The 25322-nt window shown below is 57.2% G+C and carries 19 protein-coding genes and 1 tRNA gene; 9 read left to right on the top strand and 11 right to left on the bottom strand.

Translation table 11 applies throughout. The features are described 5' to 3' along the window. Positions 1 to 103: 103 nt before the first annotated feature. A complete protein-coding gene (locus E8M78_RS15135) occupies positions 104 to 1030 on the top strand; it encodes a carbohydrate kinase (protein ID WP_137135784.1) in 927 nt (308 codons plus the stop codon). Between the two features lie 75 nt (positions 1031 to 1105). Here E8M78_RS15135 and pgi read toward each other — a convergent pair whose 3' ends face one another. The 3 genes from pgi to E8M78_RS15120 form a co-directional block, all read right to left on the bottom strand. Beyond that, on the bottom strand, positions 1106 to 2722 hold the full coding sequence (pgi, locus tag E8M78_RS15130; protein WP_137135783.1) for a glucose-6-phosphate isomerase: 1617 nt from the start codon (positions 2720 to 2722) through the stop codon (positions 1106 to 1108). Between the two features lie 84 nt (positions 2723 to 2806). Then, the gene (locus tag E8M78_RS15125) at positions 2807 to 3955 is read right to left on the bottom strand and encodes an alpha/beta hydrolase (RefSeq protein ID WP_246658350.1); all 1149 of its coding nucleotides are present in this window, start codon (positions 3953 to 3955) and stop codon (positions 2807 to 2809) included. Between the two features lie 214 nt (positions 3956 to 4169). Next, positions 4170 to 5864: a long-chain fatty acid--CoA ligase gene (locus E8M78_RS15120; RefSeq protein ID WP_137135953.1), complete on the bottom strand. Its 1695-nt coding sequence runs from the start codon at positions 5862 to 5864 to the stop codon at positions 4170 to 4172. 229 nt (positions 5865 to 6093) lie between these two features. On the opposite strand from E8M78_RS15120, the gene E8M78_RS15115 reads away from it, so the two are divergent. Then, a complete protein-coding gene (locus E8M78_RS15115; RefSeq protein WP_137135782.1) occupies positions 6094 to 6486 on the top strand; it encodes a PRC-barrel domain-containing protein in 393 nt (130 codons plus the stop codon). A 37-nt stretch (positions 6487 to 6523) separates the two neighbouring features. Here the strand turns inward: E8M78_RS15115 and E8M78_RS15110 are convergent, their stop codons facing one another. From E8M78_RS15110 to E8M78_RS15080, 7 genes are all read right to left on the bottom strand, one after another. Continuing rightward, the gene (locus E8M78_RS15110; protein WP_137135781.1) at positions 6524 to 6988 is read right to left on the bottom strand and encodes a cyclic nucleotide-binding domain-containing protein; all 465 of its coding nucleotides are present in this window, start codon (positions 6986 to 6988) and stop codon (positions 6524 to 6526) included. Positions 6989 to 7024: 36 nt separating this feature from the next. Continuing rightward, complete coding sequence (locus E8M78_RS15105; protein ID WP_137135952.1) at positions 7025 to 9739, bottom strand: ABC transporter transmembrane domain-containing protein; 2715 nt, start codon at positions 9737 to 9739, stop codon at positions 7025 to 7027. A 145-nt stretch (positions 9740 to 9884) separates the two neighbouring features. Then, entirely contained in the window at positions 9885 to 11231 is a 1347-nt protein-coding gene (locus E8M78_RS15100; protein WP_137135780.1) for an adenylate/guanylate cyclase domain-containing protein, read from the bottom strand. Positions 11232 to 11557: 326 nt separating this feature from the next. Further along, positions 11558 to 12721, bottom strand: a complete 1164-nt coding sequence (locus E8M78_RS15095) for a DUF3095 domain-containing protein (protein ID WP_137135779.1) — start codon at positions 12719 to 12721, stop codon at positions 11558 to 11560. 52 nt (positions 12722 to 12773) lie between these two features. Further along, entirely contained in the window at positions 12774 to 14495 is a 1722-nt protein-coding gene (locus E8M78_RS15090) for an adenylate/guanylate cyclase domain-containing protein (protein WP_137135778.1), read from the bottom strand. Positions 14496 to 14626: 131 nt separating this feature from the next. Beyond that, complete coding sequence (locus E8M78_RS15085) at positions 14627 to 15457, bottom strand: MBL fold metallo-hydrolase (RefSeq protein ID WP_137135777.1); 831 nt, start codon at positions 15455 to 15457, stop codon at positions 14627 to 14629. Positions 15458 to 15682: 225 nt separating this feature from the next. Then, positions 15683 to 15758, bottom strand: a tRNA-Thr gene (locus E8M78_RS15080). Between the two features lie 217 nt (positions 15759 to 15975). On the opposite strand from E8M78_RS15080, the gene E8M78_RS15075 reads away from it, so the two are divergent. Then, positions 15976 to 17169 carry a hypothetical protein gene (locus E8M78_RS15075; protein ID WP_137135776.1) on the top strand — a complete coding sequence of 398 codons (1194 nt, stop codon included), beginning with the start codon at positions 15976 to 15978 and terminating at the stop codon, positions 17167 to 17169. A gap of 12 nt (positions 17170 to 17181) precedes the next feature. Here the strand turns inward: E8M78_RS15075 and ppk2 are convergent, their stop codons facing one another. Next, the gene (ppk2, locus tag E8M78_RS15070) at positions 17182 to 18060 is read right to left on the bottom strand and encodes a polyphosphate kinase 2 (RefSeq protein WP_137135775.1); all 879 of its coding nucleotides are present in this window, start codon (positions 18058 to 18060) and stop codon (positions 17182 to 17184) included. Between the two features lie 163 nt (positions 18061 to 18223). Between ppk2 and phoR the strand changes: the two genes are divergently transcribed. From phoR to phoU, 6 genes are all read left to right on the top strand, one after another. Further along, entirely contained in the window at positions 18224 to 19492 is a 1269-nt protein-coding gene (gene phoR, locus E8M78_RS15065; protein ID WP_137135774.1) for a phosphate regulon sensor histidine kinase PhoR, read from the top strand. Between the two features lie 205 nt (positions 19493 to 19697). Then, complete coding sequence (locus E8M78_RS15060) at positions 19698 to 20732, top strand: substrate-binding domain-containing protein (RefSeq protein ID WP_137135773.1); 1035 nt, start codon at positions 19698 to 19700, stop codon at positions 20730 to 20732. 196 nt (positions 20733 to 20928) lie between these two features. Beyond that, positions 20929 to 22413, top strand: coding sequence for a phosphate ABC transporter permease subunit PstC (gene pstC / locus E8M78_RS15055; RefSeq protein WP_137135772.1), 1485 nt, complete (start codon positions 20929 to 20931; stop codon positions 22411 to 22413). Next, positions 22410 to 23729, top strand: a complete 1320-nt coding sequence (gene pstA / locus E8M78_RS15050) for a phosphate ABC transporter permease PstA (RefSeq protein ID WP_137135771.1) — start codon at positions 22410 to 22412, stop codon at positions 23727 to 23729. Before pstC ends, pstA begins: the two co-directional genes overlap by 4 nt. 16 nt (positions 23730 to 23745) lie before the next feature. Then, positions 23746 to 24561: a phosphate ABC transporter ATP-binding protein PstB gene (gene pstB, locus E8M78_RS15045; protein WP_137135770.1), complete on the top strand. Its 816-nt coding sequence runs from the start codon at positions 23746 to 23748 to the stop codon at positions 24559 to 24561. A gap of 50 nt (positions 24562 to 24611) precedes the next feature. Continuing rightward, positions 24612 to 25322 (top strand): phosphate signaling complex protein PhoU, encoded by a 711-nt coding sequence (phoU, locus tag E8M78_RS15040; protein ID WP_062555261.1) that lies wholly within the window; start codon positions 24612 to 24614, stop codon positions 25320 to 25322.

Here is a 25322-nt window from a genome sequence, read left to right as displayed (position 1 = left end):
ATAAAAGCTCAAATCCAGAGCAGTTGTCTAATTGTTCTGGATTTTTCCGATGGATTGATTTAATCGATTGAATGGGTCCTGTCGACCCGATGGGAGGGTTACGATGATCTTGTGCTGTGGTGAAGCGCTTATCGACATGCTGCCGCGGGAAACGACGCGAGGAGAAAACGGCTTTGCGCCCTACGCAGGTGGTGCAATCTTTAATACGGCCATAGCACTTGGTCGCCTCGGTCAGCCAGCCGCCTTCTTCACCGGTCTTTCTGATGACATGATGGGGGATATCCTGCGGGATACGCTGAAGCAGAGCCATGTGGACTATCGCCTTTGTGCAACGTCTTCGCGTCCAACCACGATTGCCTTCGTGAAGCTGGTCAACGGGCACGCAACCTATGCCTTTTACGACGAAGGTACTGCGGGCCGCATGCTGTCGCGCGATGATTTGCCTGAATTGAGCGATGAGGTTGAGGCCATGCATTTCGGCGCAATCAGCCTTATTCCGGAGCCTTGCGGAGAAACCTATGAGACCCTGATGGCGCGCGAGTATCGCAAGCGCGTCATTTCGTTTGATCCCAACATCCGACCTGGCTTCATCAAGGACCGTGAGAAGCATCACGGTCGGGTAGCGCGCATGGCGGCCATGTCCGATATCATCAAATTCTCTGACGAGGATCTGGAATGGTTCGGCATGCAAGGCGACCACGATGAACTTGCGAAATACTGGCTCGGCCAGGGCGCCAAGCTGATTGTCATCACCCGTGGTGCGGAAGGTGCTGTTGGTTACACGGAGTCCTTCAAGGTTGCTGTCCCGGCAGAGCGCGTTACCGTGGTCGATACGGTTGGTGCGGGCGATACTTTCGACGCTGGCATTCTTGCTTCCTTGAAGCGACAGAATTTGCTGACGAAGGAAAAGGTTGCCAATCTGTCCGAACAGGCGGTTCGAGATGCGTTGGTGCTTGGCGCCAGGGCCGCGGCTGTGACCGTATCGCGCGCCGGGGCCAATCCGCCCTATGCGCACGAGATCGGTCTCTGACTGTTGCATTTATCAAGTTGAAGAGGGGCGGTGACCATTGGTTGCCGCCCCATCAGTTTGTGCCTATAGCCCCATTCAGCCGAGCAGCGCCTTCACGAGGCCCGCTGTGGACGCATCCTGTCCATCCGTGTCCTGTTTACCTTGAACGACTGGCAGGAGGCCGGTTGCCAGTTCCTTGCCGAGTTCAACGCCCCACTGGTCGAAGGAGTTGATCCGGAAGAGAACGCCCTCGACGAAGACGCGATGTTCGTAGAGCGCGATCAGGCGACCGAGCGCGAACGGCGTCAGCTGATCATAGACGAAGGTGATCGAAGGCCGATTGCCGGTAAAGACGCGATGCGGCGCAATGTGATCGGCTTTTGCTTCGTCCATTCCGGATTTCAGAAGCTGCGCCTTGGCTTCCTCAAGCGTGCGCCCTTTCATCAGTGCCGCTGATTGCGCCAGGCAATTGGCGATCAGGAGTTCGTGCTGGTGGCGCAGATTGGGCTCGAAACCCTTTGCCGCCACCATGAATTCTGCCGGGATTATGCTCGTTCCCTGATGGATGAGCTGATAGAATGCATGTTGCCCATTGGTGCCAGGCTCACCCCAAACGACCGGACCGGACTGCCCTTCGACCGGCGTACCATCAATTGTGACGCCTTTGCCGTTCGATTCCATATCCAGTTGCTGTAGATAGGCCGGAAAACGGGAAAGCCGCTGATCGTAGGGAAGAATGGCGCGGGAGGGATAGTCCAGAACATTGCGATGGTAGAAGCCGATGAGACCAAGCAAAGCCGGAAGATTTTCGCGCACAGGCGCCTCCCGGAAATGCTTGTCCATGGCATGGGCGCCATCCAGGAAGCGACCGAAATTCTGCGGACCAATGGCCAACATCAACGGCAGGCCGATAGCGGACCAGATCGAATAGCGCCCGCCAACCCAATCCCAGAAACCGAAAATGCGGTCGCTTTCGATACCGAAGGCTGCGACCTTTTCCAGTGCGGTCGAGACAGCGGCGAAGTGATGCTTCACAGCCGCTTCGCCGAGTTTGTCGGCGATGAAGGCACGCGCTGTAGCCGCATTGGTCATCGTCTCGATGGTCGTGAAGGTCTTGGATGCGATGATGAAGAGCGTGGTCTCGGCATCAAGCAGCTTCAGGGTGTCAGCAATATGCGCGCCATCCACGTTTGAAACGAAATGTGCGCGAGGCCCATCATGGAACGGGGCAAGCGCAAGCGTCGCCATCACCGGTCCGAGATCCGAGCCGCCAATGCCGATGTTCACGACATCAGTGATCTTCTTGCCGGTCGCGCCCCTCAGCGCGCCTGAGCGGATGCCATCTGCAAACTTGCCCATGGCATCCAGAACTGCGTTCACGTCCGGCATCACATCCTTGCCGTCCACAAGCACCGGCGTGTTGGAGCGATTGCGAAGAGCGGTGTGAAGTACGGCACGGTTTTCGGTGAAATTGATGGCCTTTCCGGCAAACATCTCTTCCCGCTTTTCCGCAACCGTCGCCTCTGTGAACAGCTTTTCAAGCAGCGCCATGATCTCGTCATTCACCGCGCACTTTGAAAAATCCATCAGCAGATCATCGAAACGTGCGCTGAAGGAACTGAAACGCTCCGGATCTCTTGCAAAAGAAGCACGCAGGTCCGTGGCATTCGTGCGGGTTACGGTCGCTTTCAGCGCATCGACAATCGCTTGCATGGTACTTCCTCATGCTCGTCTGGAGATGAGTGGGAACCTATTCGCTTTGCAGAGCAAATCAAGTCGCTTTCAATCGATTTAGTTTTATTGGCCGACAGCCGATTGAACGGTGCCGCCCAGTGATCCACCAAGCCTGCCGACCTGATCCCCATAACTTCTCCGGGTGTTCGGATCGAAAATGGCGATCGGGGTGCTGACGGCAACACTGGCAGCGTTTCCGACGGTTTGAGCCGTTCCGATGGCGATGGCCCCAAGCCCTTCGCCGAGCCCGACCTTGGAGTCGGTCACCGTCTGACCCGCGATGAGGCGGTTGCCAAGCAGTTTGACCACTTCTGGACTTTCGGCAAATTTCCCGTGGTTGAGCCTGTCCCCGACCTGCAGCGCGGTCAGATCCAGCACGGTGATGCCGGCCTCCTCCAGCCTGGAGCGATAGGGCTCCTGACGAGGATCGATCTGGCCGAGGCGATCGACATTGCCGGAGATTCGCTTCGACAGCGCGAGGGCTCGGTCGTCCTGAGAGACGAACAGCGTGAACTTCGGCCGCTTTGGCCCAATCTCATCCATCTGCCTGCCGAAGACATCCACATCAAGGTCGGGAGAGGCAAGGATGACGTTCTGGATTTTTGGATTGACGCGCCCGTCTCGGATCGCCATCTGCCGAAGCGCTTCCACGGTCAACCATGAGCCCATCGAATGAGCCATGATGGTGACTTCTCCGACCTTGGGATCTTCGGATACGCGGCGCAACATGGTTTCCAGCGCGTCGCGTGAGAAGTTCGTGCTCTCCTTGTCGTAGTTATAGGCAAAGATACTGCCGCGTGATGGCCAGGTGAACAGGATAGGTGCGACATCCGCGCGACTGTCATGCACGATCTGCGCAAAGCGATAGACCGCATCTTCGTAGCGATTGTTGAAGCCATGTACGAAGATCAGCACGCGACGGCTTTTTGGCAGGTGTTCCCGCACCCAGCCTCGTGCCTTGTCGGGCGTCATTTCATTGACGGAAAGTGTTGCAAAATCCTTCGATGGATCCGCAGGAAGGCGCGTCGGCCATTGAACCTGACCTATGCTGCGCTTCGAATCCGGTGGAATGGAAATCTCGATTTCCGTCAATTGCGGTTCTCTTCCCCGTTCACCGGAAAACAGAACGCCGGGCGCTGGTGATGCCTTGCGGGTCGTTGCCACCAGAACATCTACCTTTGATGCGTTAGCCGAAGTTTCTTTCACCGGCAAGAGAACGCCTTCCGGGCGGCCTGCGCAGGAACCCAGAAGTAGACCGATAAACAGGACGACGGCGAGCCGCTTCGAACTTGCAATTTGGACGATCACGATCCACACCATCAGAAACACGAAAGGCCGCCCGTCATGAGCGGCCTTTCAAGGGTTTAACCAAGGCTTAGCTTTGCGTCCAGATTACATCTGGCGCAAGTGCACCAGGTGCGGCTCTTTACTTCGGACGAAGCTCACGCCTGAGAATCTTTCCGACCGGCGTCTTCGGCAATTCCGTCCGGAACTCGATGAATTTGGGCCGCTTGTAATTCGTGAGGCCGCTTGCGCAATGCGCTTTCAGGTCTGCTTCCGTCAGGCTCGGATCGCGCTTCACGACGAAGAGTTTGACCGCTTCGCCAGAGTTTTCGTCAGGTACACCAACGGCTGCGCATTCAAGCACGCCCGGATGGCTGGCCGCCACTTCTTCGACCTCATTCGGATAGACGTTGAAGCCGGAGACAAGAATCATGTCCTTCTTGCGATCCACGATCTTGGTATAACCACGTTCATCCATGTAACCCATGTCACCTGTCCGGAAGAACCCGTCTGGCGTCATCACCTTTTCCGTTTCGTCCGGGCGGTTCCAGTAACCCGCCATGACCTGCGGTCCGCGAATGCAGATTTCGCCAACCTCACCAAAGACAAGGGGGTTGCCCTCTTCGTCACGGATGCTGACTTCGGTCGAAGGGACCGGTAAGCCGATGGTTCCGGTAAAATCGGCAATGTCGATACGGTTGACGGTCGCGACCGGGGACGTTTCGGAAAGGCCATACCCTTCGGTGATCGGGCATCCCGTCAACTTGTGCCAACGCTCGGCAACCGGCCTCTGAACGGCCATGCCGCCGCCGAACACCATCAATAGGGACGAATGGTCCAGCTTTTGGAATTCAGCGTTGTTCAGCAGGGCATTGAAGAGCGTATTGAGACCCGGGAAGATGTGGATCTTGTGCTTCTGAATATCCTTCACAAGGCTTGGCAGGTCGCGCGGATTTGCGATGAGAACATTGTGAGCACCGATTGCGACACCCATCAGGGAATTCACCGTCAGTGCAAAGATATGATAGAGCGGCAGGGCGCATAGGAAGGTCATCACGGCAGGTCTGTCGCAGCGGATGAAAGCCGTTTCCAGCCAGTAGGCCATCTGGTCCTTGTTCGACAGGAGATTGCGATGCGTGAGCATGGCACCCTTGGAAACGCCGGTGGTTCCCCCGGTATATTGCAGAAATGCAAGATCATCCAGATTGGCGTCGGCGGGGGTCAGCGTGGCTTTGGCGCCATCGCCAAGGACAGTCTTGAATGAAATGGCAGTCGATATGCTCCACGCCGGGACCAGCTTCTTGACCTTGCGCACGACGAAGTTGACGATGTGCCCTTTCAGTCCCAGCATGTCGCCCATCTTTGTGACGACCACATGCTTGACCGAGGTCTTTGATAGAACCTGCTGAACCGTGTGCGCAAAGTTTTCCAGTACGAAAATCGCTTTCGCTCCGGCATCGTTCAGCTGATGCTCCAGCTCACGTGGCGTGTAGAGCGGATTGACGTTGACGACCACGAACCCGGCACGCAGAATACCGAAGACCACGACCGGATTTTGCAGAATGTTTGGCATCATCACGGCAACGCGGTCACCCTTGGCAAGACCTCGCGACTGCAACCAGGCGCCCACTTTCCGGCTTTCCTGCTCCAGTTCCCGGAACGAAAGGGCCTTGCCCATGCTGGAATAGGCCGTTCGATCGGCAAAGCGTGCGCAGCTTTCGTCGAACAACTGTCCGATCGAGCGATGAGCCAGCGGCGGCAGTTCGGCGGGCACTGTCGGCGGGTAAGAGGCAAGCCAGATCTTCTTGGCCGCCGGATGCAGGGCTGTTTGAGACATTTCGTTCATTGGCGGCGTTCTCCTCCTCAAGCCGAGAGACGGGCGAGCCTCCACTCCCATCCTGCCTCTCCGATGCTGTTGTATACGGATCTTACACCCGATTTATTCCAACGCTAAATAACTTTGACGTAAGCGTCAATTATTCAATGACGGTCTTAAACGGATTTTGCGGAACCTGCCTCTTCGTGAAGGGTTAGATCATTAGAACTTCAGCGAAAGGAGGTGCAAGATGTTGCATCAGGAAACGAGCCGCGGACAGGATCCATATGCGAAGGACACGCGTGCTCTCATCGCCAGCGACAAGGTGGAGGGCACAAGCGTTTACGGGGCCGACGGCAAGAAGATCGGTTCCATCCAGCGCATCATGCTGGAAAAGCGTGGCGGACGCGTTGCCTACGCCGTACTCAGTTTCGGCGGTTTCCTCGGCATCGGCGATGACTACTATCCGTTGCCTTGGGAGAAGCTTCGTTATGACGAGCAGTTGGATGGTTACCGCATCGACCTGACGAAGGACCAGATTACGGGCGCACCCCGCTACAGCAATCTGGATGATGATACCTGGTATCGTGAGAAAGATCGAACAATTTACGATTATTACGGCGTACCGCCATACTGGATGTAAGCATCCCGATCAGGACCCGAAAGGGTCCTGAGTTGTATCAGGTTGTCGCGCGCTGTTCACGAACGCGCGCAGCAGTCAATTCGGAGGTCGTGTGGTTCAAGCGGTCGGCGAGGACACGCATGATCTCAACCGCCATATCCGGGAAATCATTCATCAGCCCTAGAAAATTCTCCTTGCTGATCTTCAGGACCTCAAGGCGTGAGGTTGCCCGGACGGTCGCGGTGCGCGAAACATCGCACAGGATGGCGATCTCGCCGACGATCGAGTTTTGCTCGACATCGGCAACTTTTACTTCATCGCCATTCGAATTGACCAGAACGTCCGCCGTGCCCGAAAGCACCACATAGGCGGCATCGCCGGGATCGCCCTGACGGAACAGGTTTTGTCCCTCTCGGCAGTTAAGGCGTTCGGAAGCAAAAGCCAAGAGCTTCAGTTTCGCCGGAGCGATCTTCGAAAACAGCGGCACACGCCGCAGCATTTCGACTTCTTCTTTCAGCAACATCCGCACACCTACCCCTGTTCCTCCGATACTACGATATTATGAGACCAATTGCTTGAACATACCGTTTTTATCGAAAACTTCATCATAGCAGCCGTTTTCGACAAGGTTTCCGCCCTTGAAAACCAGAACACGATCGAAAAGTTGCGCAACATCGGCGGTGGGCAGAACCCAGATGATTGCCGGTCGATAACCATCCCTGTGCAGGTCGCGCATGACATTTGTTACGATCTGGTCCTGCGCTCTCTGGTCCAGTGCCGGCAGTGGCCGATTGAAAATGAAGTAATCCGACCGCTTCAAGAGCGCTCGCGCGAGGTTCAGCTTTTGCCGCTGCACATTGGTAAGGCGACGACCTTGCGTACCCACATCGAAATCGAGCCCGATCGACAGGACATTGTGTTCCAGATCCATGTCGGCAAAGATATCGCGGGCGATGCGCTTGATGCGATCTGATGCATCCGCCTCACTATAGGCGATGCGGCCGAACAGCACATTGTCGATGAGGGAGGCGGACTCCGAAAACTTGGCTGGATCGTGCCGCTCGATCATGGTCGCCAGATCTTCTGGCAGATCGGCATAGAAGCTCTGGCGCGCCTTGACGATCTTGTCACGCAGGTCAGGCGTCAAAAGGCCAAAGCGGTGCCGTGGCTCGATATAGGCAAAGCTCAAGCGAATAATGTTGATACGGTCTTTGGAGGAGACATCTTCAGCCGTTGTTCCTTTGAGCGATTGCAGTAGTTCCTGATAGGCGGGAATGTCTTCAGCGGACATGAAGGTGAGCTGTTGGAAAAACGGATTGTCTGGAGGCAAATCACGGAACAGCTCGACGGCAGTCTCAGCAATTTCGAGACCCATGGCGTAAAGCTCGTTGCTCAACCCCGTTTCCCGCATGATCTGCTTGAAATAGGGATGTGCGGCGAGCGTGGCGGGTGTCAGCATCGACTGTTTCATGGTTCCAAACAGCAGGTTTTCGCCAACGGTCGCCTGATCGTTGTAGCTGTCCGGCTGGAACGGCACCACCGTTCCCTCGAGATCCTCCTCCGCCAGACGCCTTTGCAACGCTGCGCGAACATCGACGATCACCTCGCTCATGGCTGGATGGGCCGCAAGATCGACCTTGGAACGCAGTGCCAGATCGAAGATATCCTGTGAAATCATCACAGCATCGAGAACGGGACGAATAACCTTGAGAAGGTCGTCAGGGCCTGTGGCACCGGCTGCGTCATAGTCGATCCAGTCGCTGTTGAGGTCAAACGATGGATTTCCCGATCGCTGCGCTTCCAGCAGGTTTCGCTTGAATGCTCTCGCCTCGCTGCCCTTGTAGGTCGTTTCCGTCAGGGGCGCATGTTTCAGGCCGTAGAACAGATTGTCACGCAACGTGCCGTGAAAGAAGTGCGCGTCGGAGGAGGCAAAGCTTATACGGCGACCGGTGACCGATTCCGGCATCTCCAGAATATCCTGCCCGCCAATCGTGATCTTGCCGCTATCCGGCCAGACGACGCGACCGAACGCTTCCGCTATGGCCTCGCCGCCAGCGCCATTTTGACCGAGGACCGCAATTGTCTCGTTCGGCTGGATTTCCAGCGATACCCGGTTGAGAATGGGTGCTCCGCTATCGTCGGTCACAAGAAGATGCGATGCGACCAGCGGAGCAGCCAGCCTCTCGACGGGCTCCCGCATCACGGTCTGCACAGTGGCGGGCACAAGAGGTTCAACGTCGAACTGCTCGACCACCTGGGCGTATTTCACCTGAACATCCTGGCGTGCCTGATCCCAGTCTATCAGTTCCTTCAAAGGGCCAGGAAGATCCTTGTAGGCCGCGATGACCGCCACCAGCTGCCCGATGTCCAGACGACCCTGCAGGGCAAGATAGCCACCGATGACATAGAACAGGAAGGGCGTGACCTGCGCCAGGAAGTTATTGATGAACTTGACGAGGAACTTCCACTGGTAAAGGTCATAGCGAATGTTGAAGATCAGGCCCAGTCGCTGGGCAATGTCTGCCCTCTCGAGGTTCGAGGTGTCATGCGCGTGGATGGAGTGAATTCCGTCAACGATTTCGCTCACGCGTCCTGAAAGCTGTCTCGCCGTCAACTGGCGCTGGCGGCCCAGTTCGAGCAGGCGCCGCCTCATGCGCGGAATGATGATGGCCTGTACACAAACGATGCCCGCCGCAATCATGCCCAGCCAGAAATTCTGGATGATGATGAAGGCGAGCGCGGTAATGGCCTGACCGCCCAGAAGCGCGGGCTGAACAAAGGCATCGCCTGTGAAGCCGCCGAGAGGCTCGACCTCGTCCTTGATCATGGTGGCGATCTCGGCCGACTTTACCTTTTTGAACTGGTTCGGTGGGAAGCGCAGGACACGGTCTATCAGATCGAAGCGGATGCGCCTTAGCATCCGTTCGCCAAGTCGTCCCTTGTAGGTATTGATGTAGAATTTGAAGAGACCGTTGAGGACGACGAGGCCGAGAAACACGAAGCTGAGTGCGAGGAGAGTCTGCAGCCGGTCGAGCTCGAAACCGCTGAACAGATGAACTTCTCCGATCAGCGGAAGTGTCGGAGACAACTCCATGAATGTGCGCGTAGCATCGACATCCTCGAAGCCCTGGCCCTGAATCGGTCCGTTGACGATCTGCTTCGGCAGGTCGAACGACAGGAAGTAGGGGATCATCGACAGGGCAACGATCGCAAGAATCCACAATTGCTGCCGCGAGGTATTGCGCCAGATGTACCGCGCTAGTCCCTTTTCCATCCTCATCGACAGGTAGCCTGCTTCATCGTCTCTCCATCACATCGGCCTTGCGCGGATATAAGCCAGCCGTATGGAGAAACTAGCAGTTTTGTAGCGCCTTCCAAGGGCAGACCATCAAGCAGATGTTCAAAACGTAGCTACAGGCCTATTGCAGAAATTTATCAAGGAGGCGCGGGGCTTGCTTGTCCGGTTTGCCTGCCGCCGCGTCGCGGTGCAGCAGGATCAGCCTTTCGGCTTCTGAAAGTGCCTGGTGCCGAAGGTCAGCCACCACATCATCCCGCCTCAAGGCATCCGTTACGGGAGCGGGCTTCATGATCGTCACCTTCTGGTACACGCCGCGCAGCTTGCGGTCTCCGAGTTTGATCCACTCACCCTCGCAATAATCCGCAAAGGCTTCGCTGGCGATCACGTCGCACTCATGCTTCTTCGTCAGCTCCTGAAGGCGGACGACTTCATTGACGGCGGAGCCGAAGGCGGAAAAAGTCAACCGGTCACGCAGCCCCACATTGCCGAACATGACATTGCCGATGTGAAGGCCAAGGCCAAATGAAATCGGGTCGAGACCTGTCTTTCGACGCTCGGCATTGAGATCCTCCATCCGGATCTGTGCCTGCCTGACGGCCGACATGGCCGCCTGCGCTGCCTCGCGGGATGGTTCGCGATGTCTGTCACAGGGATAGACCGCAAGGAAGCCGTCACCAAGAAAGCTCAGGATCTGGCCGCCATTGCGATTGAAGGGAGCCGCCAGAGCATCAAAAAAGGCGTTCAGCGTGTCGATGTAATCCTGACGGCTTTCCTGATCGGCCAGCGATGTCGATTCGCGCATGTCGCCCATCACAAGCGCGGCCCGGATCGTCTCACCATCGCCGCGGCGAACCTGCCCCTTCAGAACCCGCTGCCCGGCATCCATGCCTAAATAGGTGGTCAGCATGTTGCTGGCGAGCTTGTCCAGGACTGCCATCTTGGCGGCGACGGCCAGATGGTTTTGAAGCCGCATGAGGGCGCCGACCATTTCCTCGGTGAAGCCGCCGGGCGCGTCTGTCGACCAGGAACCCATCATGCCCTGCACTGAATCGTCGCCGAACGGCTGCATGAAGGCGATATAATCCGTGACATTCTCGCGCCGCAGATCCTCGAAGACCGGAAATTCTACCGGACCCTCAGCCGGTATCTTGCGGCGCAGATAGTCCAGTCCATTGCTCAGGAGCTGGAAGTAGGGGCTTTTCAGGAAAACGTCGTTGTTGCCGTTGTCGTGGCGGTAACCCTCGATTTCCAATCCGCTTTGCTGTCGCCAGGTGAAGCCGAGCGCATCGTAAAGAGGATGCAGCATCGCAAAGGAAAGATGTACGCGAATGACAGGCAGCCCCGCTGCGGCGATACGCTCGCAGAAGCCGCGGACAATCTGCTCGAGAGAGGCCCCGGAAAGAGCCGTTCGGGTCAGCCAGTCGGCAACCTTGTCCATGAAGATCGAGGAAACAGGAGCTGTCGTCATAGCAATGCCTTGAAGAGATCCGTGCCCGTGCTTGGGCACTGTCGTGTAGGTCCTGCGAGCCCGGTGATCCGGAAGCGCATCATCTCAAGCATGGTGAACGCAAAATACTCGACGGCCTTGCGAAGATGCCATGCTAGCAAAACGAAGCCTGAAGCGAGGAAGAGGCACTGGAGGCTCACGACCCGCTTCGGGAATGACTATATATGAGTATAGCCAAATACGCACATCAGTTTGGTATGGACCATTCCTCAAACAAGCCCGCTCTCTGGAAATTTTCCGATGGCCGGTTGAAATTCCGTCGGTCGAGCGACAAACCTGATTGATGTTTACGGGCGCATCGGTTTGGGCCTGTTCACCAATTGGCTGGCTGCCAGTGCATATCCCCCGCTTGCGCCATCGATGAAATGGACATGGTTGTGGGAAAGCGGATTGAAAACAAGGCAGGTCATCAGCGCGCTGTCCTGACTGTGCAGGCCATAGTCACAGATGCCATTGCCTTTTCCGGTCTCCAGCAAGGATCGGATCTGCTTAAGCTGATCGGCATCTACATCGAGTGTCATCTTGAGGCCGTCGTCAAACTTGCGGAAGTCCGAATTCTGGGCCACGTCCCGAGCATACTGGCGCGCATTGAAGCGTCCCAATGACAGATTGAAGCGATAGAGCAGGATCGTAAGCCAGATCTGCATCCGGATCGCCCATTTTCGCGCGCTTCTCTTGTCCGGTGGTGCCGTCGCATGGGCTTCCCGCTCAATGTTCTGTGCGTTGTAGCGCAACGGCGGCCCCTCCGCGGGTACCGGATTTCCGTTTCTTGAGGTATGGCTGGTGATCGCTATCAGTCTGACCATCAGATCTCGAAACTCATTCATCGTCGACGGCGACGTTGGGCTGACGATGAGTGAGACGATCTGACCTCGCTGGCTCGGGATCGCGTCCCAGCGGCAGGAAAGGCCTGTGAGATCCGGATGGGCGGCGCTCTCCTCCTTGATGAGAAAGTGCCCTGCCTTCATTTGCTGTTCGGCCCAGCTGGCACCGCCGCCATTGAACATGGCGTATGATACCGATGGGCTTGCCGCAAACCGTGCAACGCCCACATCGCGTCCCGCCTTGCGCACGTCCTTCATTGGAACGAGAGCAACACGCATATCAAGGCGCAATTCCTCTTTGACCCAACTGCAAACCGAAGAAAGTGCCTGACGTGCATCCAATCGCTTTGTGGGCGGAATGGCAACAAGGGCGCCGTCTCCACCGAAGACAAACGGATAGTCCGTTTGGTCCAGCACGTTGAGGATTGCGGATATGACGCTGGCGCCCGCCATGTTCACATCCTTGTATCGTCCTTCCGCGATTGCGCCCGTTGAACCAACGATATCGGCAAGCGCCAGGAACCAGTCGTCCGGAAGAGAGGTGTAATTTTCCGCATCCGTCACATCTTCGAACCGCGTTAGAACGGGAAGGACGGAATAGAAAAAATCGTTGCTCTCGGATTGCATGAAAAGAGGCTAACATGAAGTCTTGGTGGGCGCACGCGCATTCTCTGGTCCACTACGCTGAGCCTGGATCCAGATCGAGGCCCTTAAGCGCCTTTCTGACACCCTTTTCGAAGACGTAGACCTTCAGTGGTTCGGTTCTTCCACGAACGCTGATCTCGCGGCTGGGGATGGAAGAGAAGTCCAGGCCTGCCAGATCCGCAACGGGAGCGGACATCACGAGCTTCGTATCCAGATCCTTGGCAACCGCTTCCAGACGGCTAGCAACGTTCACCGTATCGCCAATGGCTGTCAGCGTGCGTGCATTGCTGTAACCCAGAGTTCCGACCACCGCCGGGCCCGTGTGAATGCCGATCGCGATTCGAAGCGGATCAGGAAGCTCTCCCGAAAGCTGTTCGTTCAGGTTTTCGATCCCCTCGATGATGCGGCGCGCTGCGTCCAGCGCCTGTCGGCAGGCAAGCTCTTCGGAACCGGTTATGCCGAACAGCGCCATGGCCCCATCGCCGATGAACTTGTCCATGCGGCCGCCAGCCTGCTCTACCGCCTGCCCGACAACGTTGAAATAGCGGTTCAGGAGAAAAACGATATCGAACGGCAACCGGCTTTCGGTCAGCGTTGTAAAGTTACGGATATCGCAAAAGAGAACCGCGATTTCACGCTCGCGTCCCGGAATGGCCTCGTAACTGTCCGGCGCTTCCTCCGAGGGCGTTTTGGCCATGAGCAAGGGTGTTACGGTAACAGGTCCGGTCGGGCGCAGTTGACAGGCAAGACGTACGCCTTTGCCGGCTTTGATGCGGGAGAGTGTCCGCTCTTCCTGCGGATCGCAGGCCGGAAGATTGTCCTCTCCTTCAATGACCTGAACGCGACATGTCGAACAGCGGCCCTTTCCCCCGCATACCGCATAGTGAGGACGGCCTACCATTCGGCTTGCCTCCAGAACAGTGTATCCTCGAGGTACACTGATGGCCTCGCCCCCGGGATACCGGATGGTGATGAGGTGAGCCCGCTCCCTCAGCCAGCGCAAGGCACGCAGCGCAAAGACGCCGAGCACCGCGGCCAGAAAGGTTCCGTGCAGTGTAATACGGATCCGCATCAGGGTGGCATTGGCATCCGCCGAGAGTAAGGTCGGGTCGTAGTATCCGCCGGGATAGCCGCTTAGCAGGTAGACAGGCGTTGCCATGGTGCGTCCCATCTGGACGAAACCCAGCAACGAGAGTGTCGGCAGAAGAATGCCGATCGTCAGGACACCTGGCCAGATGGCGGAATACCAGGGACGGTATCTCAGCCAGAAATGAATGCCGATGCAGCCATGCAGCCAGATCACGACCAGCGCGAGAGATTGCTTTGCACCGTTGAACGGCGATTTGCTCCACAGGGTATGGACGACCGTCTCGTAGCTGTCCCGCAAATAGAACAGGGAGGATGAGAGGCGGGTTGCGACGATATGATCGATCAGGAGAACCGGTACAAGGAGACCAAGCGTGATCTGCGCGGCTTCCGACCATGGCATTGCAAGGCTGCGGCGCATGTAAAGCGAGCCGAGCACAAGAATGATGTGGACGATGAAGGAGCCGTAGAGAAGGATCGAGCCGATCTTGTTGCGCCAGATCGGCAAGAACCAGCGTCGGGCGTAGTCTGCCATCTCGACCGAGATGAGGCCGAACACATGGTTGGTCATATGCATTGCGAGGAAGGTGAAGATGATCAGGCCTGACAGGAGCCGTACGCGCCGCAACTGGCGCTCCGTCACTATTGATCGTATCGCCCCAGCGGCCATGCATCCTCGACTCGTTGGTCCATACTCGATGCAGAAATGGCAGCTTTGCGGTCCTCTGTAAACGTCCGGGCCTGCGACCGCATCAATGGGTTTTGCTTGTCTTCGGCGATTCGGTCGAAAGGGTGGCAGGATTAAAGCGAGACGACCATTCCATCGCGAGCAGCGAAGGTGTTGGCGAAGTGTTCCTGCGCCAGACGTTCCATTAGCGCCATTTCATTGTCGGTGCGTGATGGTGCGTGATGGAAAAGCGCGAGGTTTTTAGTCTTGGCCGTATCAGCCAGTTTGACTGCCTGCTCCCAGCTGGAGTGGCCAAAGCCGCAATAGCGCTGCATTTCCGCATCGGTGAATGCCGAATCATAGATTGCTAGGTCTGCCCCTTGCATCATTTCGAGCGCAACGGGATCCAACTGGCCCGGAACATGTTCCAGATCGAATACGAGAGCGACGGAGCGACCTTCCCATTCCACGCGATAGCCTACGCAACCGCCGGGGTGGTTGAGGGAGAAAGTCTTGAGCGTTATGCCCGGGCGAGGCGTCAGGATGTCTCCAGGTTTGAAATCCCTGAATGCCAAGGAAGCCTTGCAGATATCCAGCTTGATCGGGAAGAAGGGAGGGCTGATGAATTGCTCGATCATCTCCCCCGTCGTCATCACGCCGTGCAGATGTCCGGACCACATGTTGACGACAGTGCTTGGCACGTACATCGGCTTGAAAAATGGCAGCCCGATAATGTGGTCATAGTGAACATGAGTGAAGAATAGATCGACCTCCGGCGTGCTCTCGGCGAGCATATCGAGGCCCGCCTCGCGGATGCCCGAGCCGGCATCGAAGAGCAGCCGGTGTGTCCCGCAGCGGACCTCCACGCAGGCCGTATTCCCCCCATAATGGATGAAGTCTGGTCCTGAGACCGGAACGCTGCCGCGCGTTCCCCAGAACTTTACCTGAAACACGTCGTCCTTCATGAACCCTGTCGATTTCCACCATCACAAAAAACACGATGAAGGAAAAGAATGAACTTTCAGCTAGCCAAGGCTCTTTTGATTTGAAATGCAAGCCCTTGCTGCGCAGTGTCTGTATTCGTAACGGGTAATTTAGGGCTTCTCAGCCCGAAATTGTAAGAATAACGGCGCGATCAACACCGATCACATTTCCGTGCAGATGTATGTGTTCATGAAAAGAAGAGTGAATGGTGCCGCTTACGTGACTCGAACACGTGACCCCGTCATTACGAATGACGTGCTCTACCGACTGAGCTAAAGCGGCCCGGCGAACTGTCCGTTCGCTGTGTGAGGGGGCTGATACAGCGAATGAAAACAGATTTCAAGCATCATCTGGCATCTTTTTCGCCGTGGCGTCATCATCTGGCAGAAGCTCTCGCCCTCTGTCACCATCCGATTGGTGGGCAACGCTTGCAGTTCCCGTGGCAAGAGGTTACCGAAAGGTAAAGCAAGGCCAGTGCGATAGAGAAGAAGGAAATTTCGTGAGCGGTTTGGAAACGGCAATCCGGAATGCGCTCTCGCGCTCAGATCGCAACGATCCCAGTACTCGTGCACGCATTTATCAATCTGCCCGGCAGGCGCTTGATGCGGGCCTCAAGAAGCAGGACATCACCGATCCCGAGGTCATCGTTGCTCAACAGGCGCGCCTTGAGGAACTGATCCTCCAGATCGAAAGCGAGGAAGAGGCGCGGAGTGCGCAAGCAATTCCCGACCTGCTGGCCGAGCCCGATCTCGATATTGCGCCGGGCGCCCCGATGCCTTCGTTCAATGCGGCAGAAGCGACCGTTCTTGGCGGTCAGACGCGAGAGCGGGCGACCCCGGCCTCTTTTCCGGATATGACCACCGCAGATCTCTCCGCAATGCGCGCGGAACCGAGCCAGGACAGGCTCGCGCCCAACCCGTCTGTTGCTGCGACCCAGCAACAGAAGCGGGGCTTGTTCAAGCGTAAACGCCGTCCAGTTGCGTCGGCGGCGCCTGTCTCAGACACTGCGCCCCTCGTTCCGGGAGAAAAGCGCAAGCGCCGCAAGAGGGGGCTGATTTCTCGCCTTTTCATCTATCTCATCTTCTTTACCTTCATCGGGATGGGGGTCTGGTGGGCCTTTACGGCGGGGCTGTTCATGACGGCGGCCGAGCGCGACACAAGCGTACCCAATCCTCCGGCATCCGTCCGGGAGGAAGACTTCTCTGGTGCACCATCCAACGCCATGGATCCGAAGCAGGGGTTTTCTGCAGACTGGCTCGAAATCTACGGCAATGCGCGAAAGGGCAGGGTGGCACCTGGAGCGCAGGCCAAGGCGGAAACCATCGCGATGGCCGACGGACCGGCTTTGCGCATAACGTCGGCATCGCCGGATGCCGCAGGAGATGTCGGGATCGAAGTGCCGGTCGAAGTCCTGCGCGAACTGGCAGGCAAGACCTCGACGATCGCGCTGACCCTGCAGGCGGGAGCCGACCAATCGGTGCAGCTCGCTGTCCGATGCGATTTCTCAAGTCTGGGGAATTGCAGCCGCCACCGGGTGATGGCGACGCAGGAACGTTCAGACACGCTGTTCCGTGTGGCCTTTGACAGGACACTCGTCCCGACGCAGCCGGGCCGCATCTTGATCAACAGCGATATTCTTGGCTCGCGCCAGCCGATCGTCGTCTATTCGATCCGGGTGCTTCCAGGCCAGTGATCAAGGTGGCGCCTATAGGTCTTCGGCCCCGAAGCTGAGTATCTTGTTATCGATCTCGCCTATCGCCTTCTTGTCTTTGCCGTCATAATCGATCGCCATCAGAATGTGCCGAATGATATTGAGGCGTGCGCGGCGCTTGTCATTGGCCCGAACGACAGTCCAGGGAGCGAATTTCGTGTGCGTTTTCTCGATCATCAGATCGCGCATCTGCGTATAGTCTTTCCACTTCGTTAGGGCCGCGATATCCATCGGCGAAAGCTTCCAGGTCTTGAGTGGATCATGTCTGCGGTCGTGGAAGCGTTTCAGCTGCATTTCCCGTCCGATGTTCAGCCAGAATTTGAAGAAGTGGATCTTGTCGTCGACGATCAGCTGCTCGAAGCTTGGAACAACTCTCAAAAAATGCTTGTGCTCCTCGGGGGAACAGAAGCCCATGACCGGCTCGACGCCAGCCCGGTTATACCAGGATCGATCGAACAGGACCATTTCGCCCTTCGTCGGGAAATGCGTGACGTAGCGCTGAAAATACCATTGACCCGCCTCGGTCTCCGTTGGCTTCGTCAGTGCAACGACACGCGCATAGCGAGGGTTGACCGCACTGTGGATGGAAAGGATCGAGCCACCTTTCCCGGCCGCATCGCGTCCTTCAAAGAGCGCCATGATTCGCTGCCCGGTTTGTCGCATGAATATCTGCGCCTTCACGAGCTCGATCTGCAACGCCGTCAACTCATCGTCATATTCTTCGCTTTTCAGCTTCTTCTTGTAGGGAAAGTTGCCGGATGTCAGCGCAGCCTCATCGATCCAATCAGGCAGTTTTGGGTCATCGATATCGAAAACACGCAGCTTCCCGCCGATATCCAGTTCTACTGCGCGGCTTCCTTCAGAATCGACCATGCCTGTCCTCCAGATTGCTGATACCAACATTCAACAGAAGTCTTGTCTCTTTGATCCGCTTTGCAAGTCCCACGACGATTTTTTCCTTATCGCGCGAACCCGCAATGTATATCTGTCATACGGATCGGCTATCTCCAGCAATCGCGTTGCGGGGAGGTGACTGATGGTAGAGATAGGATCGAGCGGGGAGGCGCAGAGCTGGATGGAAGGAATCGGCAAGCGCTTGCGACAGGGCTGGATCGTCATCGCCGTGGCAACGCTTCTGGCGACTGTCGCCCTGCTCGCGCACGTGTCTACCGGACTTGTCCTGGCAAGCTGGATCCTTCTCTTCTTCGCGGTTCTTACACTTCCGGGTGCAGACAGCAGACCGGTCGAATTGCCGACTGTTGCGCTTTCCGAGACGCCTGCGCCACCGTCGCCGATCGACCTTGGAAGCATGTTCGAGGCCATCGACATGCCGGTGATCCTGCTGGGTGCCGATGGCAACATCCTGCACATCAACAATGCTGCGTCGAAAGCTTTTGGCGATCTTGTGCGCGGTCAGCACCTCTCGGCACGCCTGCGCTCTCCGGGCATTCTGGACATGGTTCGCGAGACGATGCGAACGAACCTTCCAAACCAGATAGAGCATTCGGAGCGCCTTCCCTCCGAGCGCGTTTATATCGCGCGGATCGCTCCGATCCCTGCAATCGAAGCTTTGCCAGGACGGCTTTATGCCTTGTCCTTCCGGGATGTCTCTGACCTTAGAAGCCTTGATCGGATGCGGTCCGATTTCGTGGCCAATGCAAGCCATGAACTGCGCACGCCGCTGGCGTCCTTGCGAGGCTTCATCGAAACCCTTCAGGGGCCTGCCAAAGGCGATGCGGCAGCCCATGAGCGCTTTCTTTCCATCATGCTCGATCAGGCAACGCGCATGAGCCGCCTTGTTGACGATCTGCTTTCGCTCTCCCGATTGGAAGTCAAATCCCACATCGCCCCGGACAAGCGTCTGGATCTGGTGCCCCTGGTCAGGCACGTCTGCGATACGCTGGCGCCACTTGCGGAAGATCTCGGCGTCGAAATGCGCCTCGAAATCCCTGATGGAAACGTGGAGGTGACAGGCGACCGCGACGAACTCGTACAGGTCATCGAGAACCTCGTGGAGAACGCCTGTAAATACGGTCAGGACGGGAAGATCATCGATGTCTATCTGCGGCGAGACGAGAACGAGCGCGTGGAATTCGGTGTCATCGACCGTGGCCCCGGTATCCCGGCGGAGCATGTTCCGCGTTTGACGGAGCGTTTTTACCGCGTGAGCGTCGCCGACAGCCGCTCCAAAAAAGGCACGGGCCTTGGTCTTGCGATCGTCAAGCACATCCTCACCCGACATCGTGCTCGTCTGATCGTCAGGTCAGAACTGGGCAAAGGAACCGAGTTCACCGTCCGATTTTGACGAAGCTTTCGTACGGCATGCATCGCTCGCTCAAAAAAGGAATAGAATTCAGTTATTTAGATTGTCATAAATGTTTCATTGAACTGACATAAAAGGGTTGTGCTCCGGCAGCTATGAGAGGCAAGCCGAAGTGCTGGCCAGGCAAGAGCCAGCAGAAGGCAGCGTCCATTCAAACCCCCTATCGGGCCCCTATCGGGAGATGATTATGACCGTTCTGAAACTTACCGCAGCTGCTTTGGTTGCTTCCGTTGCATTCGCCGGTGCAGCCTCCGCGCGCGACCAGATCCAGATCGCTGGCTCCTCGACTGTTCTTCCCTACGCCAAGATTGTTGCCGAGACCTTTGGCGAAACCTTCAACAAGTTCAAGACGCCGGTCGTTGAGTCTGGCGGTTCGGGTGCCGGCCTCAAGGAATTCTGCAAGGGCGTTGGTGAGGCGACCATCGACATCGCAAACTCTTCGCGTCCGATCAACAAGAGCGAAGTTGAAGCCTGCAAGGCTGCCGGTGTAACCGAAATCCAGGAAGTTCGCATCGGTTACGATGGCATCGTATTCGCAGCCGACTCCGGCAATGGCGACATGAAGATCGAGCCGAAGGATATTTACAAGGCTCTGGCGGCTGAAGTCGTCGTTGACGGCAAGCTCGTTGCCAATCCTTACAAGAACTGGTCCGACATCAACCCGACTCTGCCAAAGGGCCCGATTGCCGCTTACATTCCGGGCTCCAAGCACGGCACGCGCGAAGTCTTCGAAGAGAAGATCATGTCTGAAGGCTGCAAGAAGTCGGGTGCAGCGGACGTGATCAAGGCTGCAATCACCGATGCCAAGCAGGCTGCCGCTAAGTGCGTTGCTGTTCGCAAGGACGGTGTGGCTGTGGATATCGACGGCGACTACACTGAAACGCTGGCTCGTATTTCTGCCAACAAGACCGGCCTCGGCGTCTTCGGTCTCGCCTTCTATGAAAACAACATGGACAAGCTGAAGGTTGCAACGGTCGAGGGCGTTGTTCCGTCGACTGAAACCATCTCCTCCGGCAAGTACCCGGTTTCTCGTCCGCTGTTCTTCTACGTGAAGAAGGCGCATCTGGGTGTGATCCCGGGCCTGAAGGAATATGTTGAGTTCTTCACCTCCGACGCAATGGTCGGCCCTGACTCCCCGCTGGCAGAATACGGCCTCGTTGCCGCTCCTGATGCGCAGCGCGAGCAGGTCCGCAAGGACTTTGCCGCCGGCAAGACCATGTAATCAAATTATGAGGGCTGGCGGATCGACCGCCAGCTCTCAGCCAGCCAGCTCTCATGGCAGGACTGGCTCCATTTCTTCGGACGGGCTTTTCTGAAGGCTCAGTATCCTGTTAACCGGAATTCTGTACGGCCTCTCAATGTGAGGCGCGCGGCGCTCGACTGAGCTGAAACCGCTGGGGCGCAAGCCGGGGGATCTTATGACAACTTCCACGCTTCTGTTGATCACAGCGGCAATTGCAATGATCGGCTATCTGGCCGGAAGCCGCCGCGCGCTTGCGCTCGCAGGCGGTCGTTCCTCCAGTATGCATTCGCGGCCCGGCTACTACGGTAGCTTCGTCGCCATCTGGTCCGCACTTCCGGCGGCCCTTTTGCTTGGCGTCTGGCTCATAGCGGCGCCAGCCATCATCAATTCCAGTATTCGTGGCGAGTTTCCGGCTGAGGTCAAGGCTCAGTCGCAGGCGAGCCAAGGCCTGTCCTTCGGCATGATCGAAGGTATTGCGCGGGGAATGCGCGCACTTTCTGCCGAAGAAGCGGCCCAGGCCGAGCGCAATCCGGCAGACTTGCGCAATCTCATGGCGGCACGTGGTGTTGCCATTGCAGGCGACCCGGAAGCCTACATGATCAAGGCCGCGAACGACCTGAATAGCATGAATGCGCGAAGCGATCTGCTGCGCAATGTTGCCGTTCTGCTTGTCGCTGTCGGCGGTGCTGCGCTCGCCTATCGGCTGATCGCGCCAAGGTTCCGCGCCCGCAACCGCGTCGAGTCCGTCATTCTGGCAAGTCTCGTTGTCGCTTCATCCATCGCGATCCTGACAACAGTCGGCATCATTGCATCGATGTTGACGGAGGCCACACACTTTTTTGCCCGCGTTCCGGCTCATGAGTTCTTTTTCGGAACTGTCTGGGATCCCCGCTTCGCAGCAGCGGGAGCGACGGCATCGGAAGGCCAGTTCGGCCTGATCCCGCTTCTGCTCGGCACGCTCTATATCGGTTTCGTCGCCATGCTGTTCGCGGTGCCGATCGGCCTGTTCGCGGCAATCTACATGTCGGAATATGCCTCGCAGCGCGTTCGCTCTATCACTAAGCCGCTCCTGGAAGTGCTGGCGGGTATCCCGACCATCGTCTACGGCTTCTTTGCTCTGACGACTGTCGGCCCTTTCCTGCGTGACATTTCTTCGCAGATCCATGGGCTTGCGACGGGTGACTATTCGAACTTCATCCAGGCGCAGAGTGTCCTGACAGCCGGTTTCGTCATGGGCATCATGCTGATCCCATACGTTTCTTCCCTCTCGGATGACATCATCACTGCCGTGCCGCGCGCACTCCGGGACGGTTCGCTCGGCCTGGGTGCAACCCGCTCCGAAACGATCAAGCGTGTCGTCCTGCCCGCAGCACTGCCCGGCATTGTCGGTGCGATCCTGATGACGGCATCGCGTGCAATCGGTGAAACCATGATCGTGGTCCTTGCCGCCGGTGTTGCTGCCCGCATCCAGTTGAACCCGTTCGAACCGATGACGACCGTGACCGTCAAGATCGTCAGCCAGTTGACGGGCGACCTGGAATTCACTTCGCCGCAAACGCTCGTCGCCTTCGCACTCGGCATCACGCTGTTTATCATCACGCTATGCCTCAACATCTACGCGCTCTACATCGTGCGCAAATATCGGGAGCAGTATGAATGAGCCAGGTCGTCACACCCACGGCCACTGCTCCAGTGGCACGCACACCGCGTCGTGATATTGGACTGAAGAAGCGCTATGCAGCGGAGCGTCGGTTCCGCGCCTATGGCATTGCCGCGCTTTCGTTCGGTCTGATCTTTCTGTTCGTCCTGTTGTGGTCGGTCGTTTCCAAGGGCTACACCGCCTTTCAGCAGACAGGTGTCACGCTCGCAGTCGAATTTTCAGAGAAGATCATCGATCCTCAGAATCAGCGCGCCAGCAATCCGCAGGTCCTGCTGACTGCTAATTATCCTGTTATGGCCCGCAATGCTCTGGCCAACGCTCTTGGTGTCGCCCAGAATGATAGAGCCAAGCAGAAAGAGCTGGGCCAGATGCTGTCGGACGGTGTCCGCAGCCAGTTGCGTGACATGGTCGTCGCTGATCCATCGATTATTGGCACGACAAAGACCGTAACGCTGCTTGCGGCCGGTGACATCGACTCCGCCTTCAAGGGCCAGATCAACCTGTCCGTTCCGCAGGAAAATCGCAAAGTTTCGGACCAGCAGGTCGGCTGGATGAACAAACTCGCGGAAGCGGGCGCGCTCGCTAAACATTTCAACACTGGCATCTTTTTCAACGGTGCTTCCAGTCGTGCCGAAGCGTCCGGTGTGGGAGTAGCTTTGATCGGCTCGTTCTACATGATGCTGATCGTCCTGGTGCTCTCGCTGCCCATCGGCGTTGCAGCGTCCATCTATCTTGAAGAGTTCGCACCCAAGAACCGCTTCACGGATCTGATCGAGGTGAATATCAACAATCTCGCGGCGGTGCCATCTATCGTCTACGGTCTGCTGGGCCTTGCGGTGTTCATCAACTTCATGGGCCTGCCGCGTTCGGCCTCGCTGGTTGGTGGTTTCGTTCTGACATTGATGACATTGCCGACCATCATTATTGCGACCCGGGCTGCGTTGAAGGCGGTCCCGCCCTCAATCCGTGCAGCGGCACTCGGCCTTGGCGCTTCCAAGATGCAGACCATTTTTCACCACGTTCTGCCGCTTGCCATGCCGGGTATCCTGACAGGCACGATCATCGGCCTGGCGCACGCCCTGGGCGAGACGGCGCCTCTGCTTCTGATCGGCATGGTCGCTTTCGTGGCCAATTTCCCGACGACCCCGATGGATCCTTCGACGGCGCTGCCGGTGCAGATCTACATGTGGGCAAACGAGGCGGAACGCGCCTTCGTTGAACGGACTTCCGGAGCAATCATCATTCTGCTCCTCTTCCTCATTGTCATGAATGTCGGCGCGATCCTCTTGCGGCGCCGGTTCGAGCGGCGCTGGTAGCCAAGGAGACGGTTCTATGAACATGATGACCGAAGCAGCAGTTGAAAAGGCGCTGGATCAGAGAATGAATGACCTTTCCTACAAGATGATCGGCAAGGACGTCTCCGTCTATTACGGGGAGAAGCGGGCCCTGTTCGACGTGAACCTGAATGTGCGGCAGAACACGGTAACGGCGCTGATCGGACCGTCAGGATGCGGCAAGTCGACTTTCCTGCGGACACTGAACCGCATGAACGACACGATCGATAGCTGCCGGGTGACAGGCAGGATTACGCTGGATGGCGATGACATCTATGATCCGGCCATTGACGTGGTGGAACTGCGGGCTCGCGTCGGCATGGTGTTCCAGAAGCCGAACCCTTTCCCGAAGTCGATCTACGAAAACATCTCCTATGGCCCGCGCATCCATGGTCTTGCCCGGTCAAAGACCGACATGGACCAGATCGTTGAGGCTAGCCTTCAGCGTGCCGGCCTCTGGAACGAGGTGAAGGATCGCCTGCAGGAATCCGGCACCGGTCTTTCCGGTGGCCAGCAGCAACGCCTCTGCATTGCGCGCGCCATCGCGGTGTCGCCTGAAGTGATCCTCATGGATGAGCCATGCTCGGCGCTCGATCCGATTGCGACGGCCAAAGTGGAGGAACTGATCCACGAGTTGCGCAGTAACTATACGATCGTCATCGTGACGCATTCGATGCAGCAGGCCGCACGCGTATCGCAGCGCACCGCCATGTTCCACCTGGGACAGTTGGTAGAAGAAAACGATACCGACAAGATGTTCACCAACCCGGATGACCAGCGCACGCAGGACTACATCATGGGCCGCTTCGGCTGAGCCCACCAGCTCCTGACCGTCCCTGACACTCCAGATCCGAGGAAAATTCCATGTCATCGCATATTATGTCAGCCTTTGATGAAGAGCTGAAGTATCTCAACCGGCGCATTTCGGAAATGGGTGGGTTGGCCGAACAAATGTGCGCCGATGCCGTGCACGCTTTGGTGAACGGCGATAGCGCTCTCGCCCAGAAGGTCATTTCTGACGACGTCATTCTGGACAATGCCGAGCGCGAAATTCAGGAAAAGGCCATTGTCACGATTGCCAAGCGGCAGCCGATGGCAGCGGACCTGCGTGAAATCATCGGTACGCTTCGGATCGCGGCTGATCTTGAGCGCGTCGGCGACCTTGGCAAGAATAACGCCAAGCGGGTGATTGCCGTTCAGGGCACCGGCGTTCCACGCAAACTGGCGCGCGGGCTGGAGCATCTTTCCGAACTGGCGCTGGTGCAGCTCAAGGAAGTCCTGGACGTGTTTGCCAACCGTTCGGCCCAAAAGGCTGAAGCGATCCGTCAGCGCGACGAAGAGATCGATGCCATGTACACCTCGCTGTTTCGCGAGCTTTTGACCTACATGATGGAAGATCCCCGTAACATCACCACCTGCACGCATCTTCTGTTTTGCGCGAAGAACATCGAGCGCATTGGCGACCATGCGACCAACATCGCCGAAACGATCTATTACATCGCGACCGGTGCACAGCCGCAGGGAGAGCGTCCCAAGGACGATAGCTCCAATACACTGGGCGCTGTCGTCGAGTAA

The organism is Rhizobium sp. FKY42, assembly GCF_005222835.1.
In the GTDB taxonomy this organism is placed as follows: Bacteria; Pseudomonadota; Alphaproteobacteria; order Rhizobiales; family Rhizobiaceae; genus Neorhizobium.
This window is presented reverse-complemented; position numbering and strand designations above follow the sequence as displayed.